The organism is Streptomyces durocortorensis (genome assembly GCF_016901035.1).
GTDB lineage: Bacteria > Actinomycetota > Actinomycetes > Streptomycetales > Streptomycetaceae > Streptomyces > Streptomyces durocortorensis.
On the sequence record NZ_JAFEUF010000250.1, the window covers coordinates 1 to 9,329 of the forward strand.

9 protein-coding genes are annotated in these 9,329 nt (G+C 71.3%); 8 read left to right on the plus strand and 1 reads right to left on the minus strand.

Annotated elements, in window-relative coordinates:
- The first annotated feature begins 137 nt into the window (after positions 1-137).
- The 7 genes from JS521_RS30080 (at position 138) to JS521_RS30110 (ending at position 7,074) form a co-directional block, all read left to right on the plus strand.
- The gene (locus JS521_RS30080; RefSeq protein WP_205086095.1) at positions 138-1,193 is read left to right on the plus strand and encodes a LacI family DNA-binding transcriptional regulator; all 1,056 of its coding nucleotides are present in this window, start codon (positions 138-140) and stop codon (positions 1,191-1,193) included.
- A gap of 404 nt (positions 1,194-1,597) precedes the next feature.
- Positions 1,598-2,788 carry a PP2C family protein-serine/threonine phosphatase gene (locus JS521_RS30085; RefSeq protein ID WP_205086096.1) on the plus strand — a complete coding sequence of 397 codons (1,191 nt, stop codon included), beginning with the start codon at positions 1,598-1,600 and terminating at the stop codon, positions 2,786-2,788.
- A gap of 271 nt (positions 2,789-3,059) precedes the next feature.
- Positions 3,060-4,613 carry a PP2C family protein-serine/threonine phosphatase gene (locus JS521_RS30090; protein ID WP_205086101.1) on the plus strand — a complete coding sequence of 518 codons (1,554 nt, stop codon included), beginning with the start codon at positions 3,060-3,062 and terminating at the stop codon, positions 4,611-4,613.
- Complete coding sequence (locus JS521_RS30095) at positions 4,610-5,704, plus strand: cobalamin B12-binding domain-containing protein (protein WP_205086097.1); 1,095 nt, start codon at positions 4,610-4,612, stop codon at positions 5,702-5,704. Before JS521_RS30090 ends, JS521_RS30095 begins: the two co-directional genes overlap by 4 nt.
- Complete coding sequence (locus JS521_RS30100) at positions 5,701-6,105, plus strand: STAS domain-containing protein (protein WP_205086098.1); 405 nt, start codon at positions 5,701-5,703, stop codon at positions 6,103-6,105. Before JS521_RS30095 ends, JS521_RS30100 begins: the two co-directional genes overlap by 4 nt.
- 51 nt (positions 6,106-6,156) lie before the next feature.
- Positions 6,157-6,660, plus strand: coding sequence for a MarR family winged helix-turn-helix transcriptional regulator (locus tag JS521_RS30105; RefSeq protein ID WP_307847974.1), 504 nt, complete (start codon positions 6,157-6,159; stop codon positions 6,658-6,660).
- A 78-nt stretch (positions 6,661-6,738) separates the two neighbouring features.
- Positions 6,739-7,074, plus strand: a complete 336-nt coding sequence (locus JS521_RS30110; protein WP_205086099.1) for a hypothetical protein — start codon at positions 6,739-6,741, stop codon at positions 7,072-7,074.
- A gap of 119 nt (positions 7,075-7,193) precedes the next feature.
- Here the strand turns inward: JS521_RS30110 and JS521_RS30115 are convergent, their stop codons facing one another.
- Complete coding sequence (locus JS521_RS30115) at positions 7,194-7,889, minus strand: alpha/beta fold hydrolase (RefSeq protein ID WP_307847975.1); 696 nt, start codon at positions 7,887-7,889, stop codon at positions 7,194-7,196.
- Positions 7,890-8,192: 303 nt separating this feature from the next.
- On the opposite strand from JS521_RS30115, the gene JS521_RS30120 reads away from it, so the two are divergent.
- On the plus strand, positions 8,193-9,329 hold a 1,137-nt coding region (locus JS521_RS30120), incomplete at its 3' end, for an ATP-binding protein (protein ID WP_239488033.1).

The following is a 9,329-nucleotide window of genomic DNA, read 5'->3' on the forward strand; positions in this document are numbered from 1 at the left end:
TGGTTGTCTTTTGTTTTTTTTTCTTTTCGGGTCTGGTCCGCCCGTTTGCCCCCCTTCCTTCCCCCCCCCCCCCCCCCCCCCCCCCCCCCCCCCAACCCTCCGGCCTGCCTGTCGGCCAGCGTCTAGACTTCACCCCCGTGACCTCCCGGACCGTGACCCTGCTCGACGTAGCCCGCGCCGCCGGGGTCTCCAAGAGCACCGTCTCGGACGCGCTCCAGGGCTCGGGCCGGGTCGCGGAAGCCACCCGGGACCGGGTCCGCGCGGTGGCCGACGAGCTCGGCTACCGCCCCAACAGCGCCGCCCGGCGGCTGCGCCGCGCCAGCACCGGGGCCGTGGGCCTGCATCTGCCGGCCACCGCGACCCGGCTGGACTACTACATGAACCTCGCCTTCGGCGCGGTGGAGCGCGCCCAGGAGGACGGGCTCGACATGGTGCTGCTCGCCCCCTCGGGCGCGGCGGGCGGGCGGATCGCCTCGCGTGTCGACGGGCTGCTGGTGATCGACCCCGAACCCGGCGACAGCGCGGTGCCCGGGCTGCTCGAAGCGGGCGTCCCGGTGGTGACCGGCGAGCGCTACCTCGGCCCGGCCACCGGCCCCAGCGGTGCCGTGGTCTGCGACAACGCCGCCTCGCTGACCGCCCTCCTCGACCATGTCACCGAACGCGGCGCCCGCCGCCCCGCGCTCCTGGCCCCGTCCGGCTCCTCCGCCTGGGCGACCGCCCTGCGCGCCACGGCCCGGTCCTGGGGGCGGGCCCGCGGGGTGGAGGTGGCGCTGCGCACCGTGCCCTTCGCGGCGACCCCGGCGGAGGCCGAGGCGGCCACCCGGGCCCTGCTCACCGCGGACCCGGCCGTCGACGCCGTGATCTGCGCCCCGGACGGATCCGCCCCGGGCGTCCTGCGCGCGGCGGCGGCCCTCGGCCGGAGGGTCGGCACGACCGACGGAGGCGGAACACCCATAGGGCCTCCCGAAAACGCGAGGCCCAGCGGCCCCGGCCTGCTCGTCGCGTCCTGCGTCGACGGCGCCGCCCCCCGGGGCGCCGAGCCGCCCGTCACCGCCGTCGACCTGCGCCCCGCCGCGTACGGCCGCGCCTGCGCCGAGCTGCTCTGCGACATCCTCGCGGACCGCACCGCCCCCGACACCGTCCGCCGCCACGCCTGGTCCCTGGAGACCCGCGCGTCCACCGGCACCTCCTGAGCTCACGGGCGAGCGCCGTACGGGCGAGGAGACGTACACCGGGCTGACCACCGAGCTGGTGGTGGAGGTGCTGGCCGGGTCGGGCCGTCACGGCACGCTGACCGTCGTCCGGATCCGCTGACCCCGGGCACCACTGTCCTGTCTCACCGAAGGTTGATCAATCTCAGCGAAGGCTGACGTTTGAGCGCGCCGCCGATGAAGTTCGAGTGGCGCCGTCACGCGACGACCGGTTGACCTTGATGCTCAGTGAGTGGTTTGACGTTCTTGGCCGTGCGGTGGGGCTTCGAAATGCTGCTGGGGCCGCGCGTGTGAGACTCCCGGGTGGGCTTTCGTGTCTGTGGCGGCTGGTAGGCGTTGAGAGTCGTTTTGTTGTGGATAAGCGAAGGAAAGTGGGTTCAGTACCGGTGAACAGACTCAGCGCGGTCGAGCGCGCTCTGCGCGAGGCCGCGCCTCATGAGATCTTCGACGTGATCCGCTCCGTGATCGAGCGCCGCCATGATGCCCGGGCGGTGGATCTGTTGTTGGTCGATTACGCGATGACGAGGCTGCAGCCGGTCGGGGTGCTGCCGCACACCCGTTCTCCAGTCCCGGTATATGACAGCGCTCCGGGTCGTGCGTTCGGCGCGCAGGAACCTCTCTGTGTCTACGACCGCTCAGATTCGATGGTGACGGTGTACCTGCCGGTCAGCGTCCGGGGGGACCGGCTGGGAATCCTGAGCGTCACCCTGCAGGTGGAAGAGGGCGGTGAGCTCGCAGCGGACATCCTGGAAGAGCTGCAGGAGTACGCGGACGCCCTGGCCCACGAAGTGGTCGTCGCGGAGCGGGATACCGACCTCTTCCTGCAGGCGCGCCGGGCGGAACGGCTGACCCTTGCCGCCGAGATGCAGTGGCAGCTGCTGCCCGGGCGCTCCTGCACCCGGCCCGAGTACAGCCTGGGTGCCCAGCTGGAGCCCGCTTACGCGATCTTCGGGGACTGCTTCGACTGGTCAGCCTCGGCCGACGACCTGTACGTGACGGTCAGCAACGGCATGGGAGAGGGTATCGACGCCGCGTTGCTGACGAACCTCGCTGTCAACGCGCTGCGCAATGCCCGACGCGCCGGCCTGAGCCTGAGCGACCAGGCGCATCTGGCCGATCAGGCGGTGTACGGGCAGCACCGGGGGGAGCAGTACCTGTCGACGCTGCTGTTTCGTTTCCATCTTCCGACCGGGGACGTGGAGATCATCGATGCCGGCTCGCCCAGGGTGTGGCGGGTGCGCGAGGGGGTCGTCGAGCCGATCGAGCTGGAGGCGCAGATGCCGCTGGGGATGTTCGAGGACACCGCCTATGTTCCGCAGCGCTTCCGGGTCGAGCCCGGAGACCGCCTGCTGTTCATCAGTGACGGCGTCTACGACGCCTTGTCTCCGGCTGGCGAGAAGTACAGCCTGCGGGCACTGGCCGCGTCGATGCGCAGCACCCGCCTGCTGCCCGCCCCGCAGGTGCCGCGCGTGATGCTGCAGGAGCTGCTGGGGCATCGCGGTTCCGGCCCGGCCGCGGACGACTCCCTGGTGATGTGCCTGGACTGGCACGGCCGCAGCACGACCCACGACCGCTGACCTCCGGACGGGAGATGTGGCCCCTGTGTGAAGAACCTACAGCCTCCTGCGCAAGAAGCCCGTGTGGCGGAGGACGTGGTTGTCAGGGGGCAGCAGCGTGAGGGATGGTTGCCTTCAGGCAAACGTCTAGTTGATGAGGTGAGGGGTCCGCTCAGCGGGCCTCCGATATTTGGTTTCCACTCAAGCACAGACCGGCACGGTCACAGGGCCGCCCCTGCCATGGGGCCGGGCCGCGTACCCGGTGCTGGTCGCAGCTGCCCAGGGCACTGTGGTGCAGTGCAACGAGGCGGCCGGTCTTGTCCTGCCTGGTGCTGTCCCGGGGGCACTCCTGGCGGATGTGGCTCCGGCTTGGCTCTGTGACGCGCATCGTGCGCTCAGTTCCCCGGGCCCGCATGCCGTCCCGGACACCGAGGGGCCGCTGCGCGGCGGCATCGGCGGGCGCCGTTTCGAAGCGCACCCCAGTGCGCGGGAGGACGGGTCGGTTGTGTGGTGGCTGGTGGATGACACCGATCACCAGCTCGCCCGGGAAGCCCTGCACATGGAGCGGGAGCGGACCGCGTTCCTCGCGAAGGCGTCCAGCACCCTGCTCGCCTCCCTCAATCTGGGGCGTTGCATGGACGTCACCGCGCAGATGGCCGCCGAAAGTCTGGCCGATGCGGCCCTGACGGTTGCGCCGGCGCGTGGCGGGCGGCTGCCGGTGGTGACCTGCCTGCGTGGTGGCGCTCCCGCCGTGTCCACGCTCACGGTGGATCCCGACGATGTGCCGGGTCTGGGCGAGGCGCTGCGAGGGTTCCCGCCGGTGCCCTCGCGGTGGATCGACCCGGCGACGGCGCCTGCGTGGATGGTGCCCGAGGGGTTCGGGCCGGTCGGCTCGATAGTGGTCACCCCGCTGCCCGGGCACGGTGTGCCGGCGGGGGCTCTCATCATGCTGCGGAAGGCGGAGGCCGCCGCGTTCAGCGACGAGGAGGAGGTCTTCACCCGGTTGTTCGCCGCCCGTGCCGGAGCGGCTATGTCGGCCGCCCGCCTCTACGCGGAACAGACCGCGATCACCGACGTGCTGATGCGGGAACTGCTTCCCCCGGTGCTGCACCAGATCTCCGGGGTGGACTTCGCCGGCCGCTACCGGCCCTCCGCGGACCATGAGCGCATCGGCGGTGACTTCTACGACGTGCACCCCGCCGCCGTCGAGGGCGAAGCGTCCCTGGTCTCGCTCGGAGACGTCTGCGGGAAGGGTCTGGAAGCCGCCGTTCTGACGGGCAAGATCCGCAACACGCTGCACGCTCTGCTGCCCCTGGCCGACGATCACCAGCGGATGCTGCGCCTGCTGAACAGCGCGCTGCTCAGCTCCCACCACACCAGGTTCGCGACCATGGTCCTGGCCTCTGCCGTACGCCGCGGCAGCACGGTGGACCTCAGGCTCACCAGCGGCGGCCACCCCAGTCCGCTGATCATCCGCGCGGACGGCACCGTCGAGCAGGCCGACACCCATGGCACCTTGATCGGGGCCCTCCCGAACATCTCCGCCACCACCGTCGAGGCTTCCCTGGCACCCGGTGAGTCGTGCGTGCTGTTCACCGACGGCATCACCGAGGCCAAGGGCGGCCCGATGGGCAACGTCCTGTTCGGGGAGGAGCGCCTCAAGCGCGCCCTTTCCGGGTGCGCCGGCATGCCCGCCGAGGGGATCGTGGAGCATGTGCAGATGCTGGCCGCCCAGTGGCTCGGCAACCGCCCTCACGACGACATGGCCGTCGTCGTCATCGCCACCCCCCGCACCCACCACCTCAGCGCGGTAAACGGCCACACCCGGGGCAGGTACACCGCATGAGCACGAGCACCCCGCCCCGCCTCCCCGACGCCGGCCACGTGAAGCAGATGGCCGAGCAGTTGTGGAGCCACGTCGCGGACGCCGATGAGCACGCGGCCACCGACCTCGTGCTGCGCATGCTCGACGAAGGCACGGATCCGGAGAGCGTCCTGCTGGATGTGATCGCCCCAGTGCAGGGCCGCGTCGGCGAGGAATGGGCGGCCAACCGGATCAGCGTCGCCCAGGAACACGCGGCGACCGCCATCAACGAACGGGCCGTCGCCGCGGTGAGCGTGCACCCCGCCGCCCGCACCACCGTCACCTGGGGCCGGGTCACGGTGGCCTGCGTGGACGGCGAATGGCACGCACTGCCCGCCCGCCTGCTCGCCGAGGTCCTCAAGCTGCGCGGCTGGCAGGTCGACTACCTCGGCGCCCAGGTCCCCACCCCGCACCTCATCGCCCACCTCCACAGCACCCGGGCCGACGCAGTCGCCCTCTCCAGCTCGATCGCCACCCGGCTGCCCACCGCACACGCCGCGATCACCGCCTGCCAGTCCGTCGGCGTCCCCGTCCTCGTCGGCGGCGCAGCCTTCGGACCAGGCGGCCGCTACGCCACCCTCCTGGGCGCGGACGCCTGGGCGCCCGACGCCCGTACAGCGGCCGACCGCCTCGCCCAGGGGCGGCTGCCGCGGCCGGAGACCGACCACCAGCAGTTCGACGACCTGCCCCACCTGGGCGACCAGGAATACAGCATGGTCGCCCGCAACAGTGCCTCGCTCGTGCGCACCGTCTTCACCACCCTGGAAGACGCGTTCCCCGCGATGCGCTCCTACAGCGATCTCCAGCGCGAGCGCACCGCGGAAGACCTCGCGTACATCGTGGAGTTCCTCGCCACCTCCCTCTACCTCGACGACGCGGAACTCTTCACCTGGTTCATCACCTGGACCGCGCAGATCCTCGCGGCCAGGGGCGTCCCCGCCCACAGCCTGCCCCCGGCCCTGGATCTCCTGGCCCGCGAGCTCAAGGACTTCCCCCGGGCCGGCCGCATGCTCCGGGCCGCAACGCACACCCTCACCACCGCCCCTTCCACCGCCGCCAGGAACACCGCATGACCACACACCCCCACCCCCTGCGTCTGACCACGGTCGGCATCCAGGACAGCGTCCGTATAGAGGTCCAGGGAGATGTCGACTACGACAGCGCCGACCTCCTGCTGGAGGAGGTCACCGCACAGCTCGCGGCCCGGCCCGCCCTGACCGACGTCCATCTGTCCTGCGCCGGCCTCGGCACCGTCGATTCCATGGGCCTGTCCGCCCTGCTGATGGTTGGCCGCCGCACCACGGTGGCAGGGGTGCGCCTGCATCTGGACGACCGGCCCGCGTATCTGGACCGGCTCCTGGAGCTCACCGGTACCCTGGACTACCTCACGGCACCTGTCCCCTCCGGCGCTGCGGAGCCCTCGGTGACCGAGGAGAGGGCGGCCCGCCCCACCGGGCCGGACCGTCCCACCTGAGCCACTGCCCGGCCGTCCACCGGGCAGAAGCACCAACCCGACGGGGAAACCGTGACCGCACCAGATGCCGCTGTCGGCAGGATCCGGCACGAGGCGGCCCACTCCGCCAGCTCCATCACCGAACTCCTCGACGTGATGTGGGAACACGCCCGGCACTCCACCACCAGCACCACCGCCCCCAGCTCCACATCCCAACTGCGCCTGATGTACGTCGTCGACCGCGAGGACGGCATCCGGATGCGGACCGTGTGCCAGCGCCTCGCTTCCGCACCCCCGACCGTCACCCGCATGTGCGACCGCCTGCAAGCCATCGGCTTCCTCGAACGCGTCGCCTGCCCCGACAACCGCCGTGAAGTCGCCCTGCAACTCACCCCCACCGGCAAAGAACACCTCAAACGCATACGCGACCAACGCGACACCATGCTCCACCAGGCCATCGACAACATGCCCCCAGCCGAACGCCGCGCCCTCGCCACCGGACTCGCCTCACTTCAGTCACAGCTCAACGCTGCCCACGGCGAGGAACACAGATCCGACGACCACTCCGCAGCCTGAACATCGGGGTGCCGGCCGCCCAAGCATGGCGGCGAGTTCGTCTTCGGCGACCGCGCAACCTGGGGCACCGAGCAGGCCGTGACGATCACGGACACCCCGCTCTACGGGAAGGCGACCGCGGAGAGACGACGCCCCTGCGGCATGCCGAAGGACATCATCCTGCTCGCGACGCCGGAAGGCTGGCGTCACAGTGTCCTCACCGTGGACGGCGGGATGCACTGCGGGCGCCTCACCGACGTTCCGGTCAACGCCGACCCAGCCGAGGCACAGGCCGCCGCAGCGGCCATGGTGGTGGGACTCGCACACGACTTCCACGAAGCGCGCGTCGACGTGACCTGGGATCCGCCCCGGGAACCCGGGTCCTGGACCGCCCAGGTCACCGGTGCCGCGTCCCCGCCGAACGCCTTTGGTTGAACGACAAGCTGAGCAAACAGCAGAAGCGACAGCGACAACAGCGACGGCAGCGATGTCAGCGGCGACAGCAACAGCAGCGACGTCAGCGACGGCGTCGCACAGCGCCCCCGCCGATGAGCTCAGCCGTCCACCGAAGGGCCGGTGATCCGTTCCCGTACGAGATCGACGACCAGCCCGGGCCGTGAGACGAAGGGCGAGTGGCCCGTCCGCCACACCCGGACGGATCCGCAGCGCGCGGCCATACTCCGCTGCAGACCGGGGTCGATCGCCCGGTCCAGCGCGCAGACGACGTACGTCGACCCGGTGTCCTTCCAGGCCTGCCGCTCCGGAATCCCGCGGCCGCACCCGGGCCCCTGCGGCCGCAACAGCTCCACCGCACGGGAGGCCGCGGCCCCGGGGCAATCGGCGTAGAGGACGTCGGCGGCCCGCCCCGGGTGGAGCGAGGTGGCCCCGTCCGGACCACCGGGCACGACGGCCGCCCGCAGCTCCGCGGTGGCCCCGCCCAGTCCCGCCGCGCTCTCACCGGCGTCCGGTACGAAGGCGGCCAGGTAGACCAGGTGCCCCGCTCCGCGCAGACCGGTGATCACCGAGCCGCCGTAGGAGTGGCCGAGGACGAGCGGCGGCGTCCCGTACGCCTCGGCGAGCGCGTCCACTGCGTCCTGCACGGCCTCCGTGTCGGCGGCCAGCGACCCCCGGTGCAGCCCCGGCACGACCACGTCGACGCCCGCGGCCCGCAGCCCCTCGGCCACCGGGTCGAAGTGTTCCGGCCGGTGGTACAGCCCGTGCACCAGCACCGCCGCACCCGGCCCGGCCACCGCACCGCATGAAGAGAGTCCGGCCGGAACCCCCTCCTCCACATCTCCGCAACGTGAACATTCTGCGTCAAGTGGCAACGGGCGTGGCGGCCTTGACATCTCGCCGTGCGGCCGATGATAAGATCATCTTACTTCCAGTGGGCTGATGGCGTATGGGGGCATTCCGGGAGGAATGGATTCCTCGGCCCCACCTTCGGAGGGGCACCTCCCGAAGCGGCGCACGGTCGTGGCGAACGAGCCCTGACTGCGTGCCGCCTGACGGGGTGTCAAGCCGTTTCCGCCATGGCACTTGAAGTGAGTCTCATGACATTTCCACAGGGCCCCGTCATCTGGGCGCTGGTTGTCGTAGCCCTGGTCGCCGTGGGTGCCGTTCTGCGCGCTCGCGCGACCAACGTCAAGCTGCGCCGCAACCACTCCGAGCTGCGCCAGGAGCGCGACGCCCTCCTGCACCAGCGGGACGAACTCCACGTCGTCCACAACACGCTGCTCCAGCGTCAGTCCGCCGAACTCGCGGAGGTCCGCAAGGACGCCGAGGAGGAGACGAAGGCCGTCCTCAAGGCCGCCGTCCGTACCCTCCAGGGCCTCGCCGACGAGCAGCAGGTCGTGATCGAGAAGGCCCAGCGCAAGTACGGCGACGATCCCGGGATCCTCGCCGACCTGATGGCCATGGACCACGCCAACAGCCAGTTCGGGCGGCGGGCCCAGGGCATCGCCGTGCTCTGCGGCGGCTGGCTCGGCCGGCGCGAGACCGTGGCCTCCGTCTTCGACGTGGCCCGCAGCGCCCAGGGCCGTATCCGGCACTTCGACCGTGTCCGGGTCAATGGCCAGGTGAACTTCTCCGTCGTCAGCCGCGCCGTCGAACCGGTCGCCGTGGTCCTCGCCGAGCTGCTCGCCAACGCCACGAACTACTCCGCCCCCGGCACCCCGGTCGAGATCAACATCCAGGCCGTGCCGACGGGCGTCTGCCTCATCGTCGACGACGCCGGTCTCGGCATGGGCCAGGAGGAGAAGGACCGCGCCGCGGCCCTCCTCTCCCCCCAGGCCGCGATCAGCGTCTCCAGCCTCGGCATTCCGCCGCAGTTCGGGTTCGCCGTCTCCGGGATGCTCGCCGCCCGCTACGGCTTCCGGGTCTCGGTGGACTCCGTTTCCCCCTATGGAGGCGTACGCGCGGTGGTCCTCATCCCCGACGAACTGCTCACCACCGAGGCGCCGCCCGCCGCCGCGCCCGCCGCCGCGCCGACCGAGGAGCCCCAAGCGGCACTCGCCCCGGCGCCGCAGGGCCGGCAGCCGGACCAGTGGCAGGCACAGGCACAGGCAGCACAGGGACAGAACCACGCGCAGTCCCATAACCACGCCCACGCGCAGGCCCATAACCACGCCCACGCCCAGGCTCACGCCCACCCCCAGAACCACGGCCAGGACCGGAACCAGCCCCAGGCC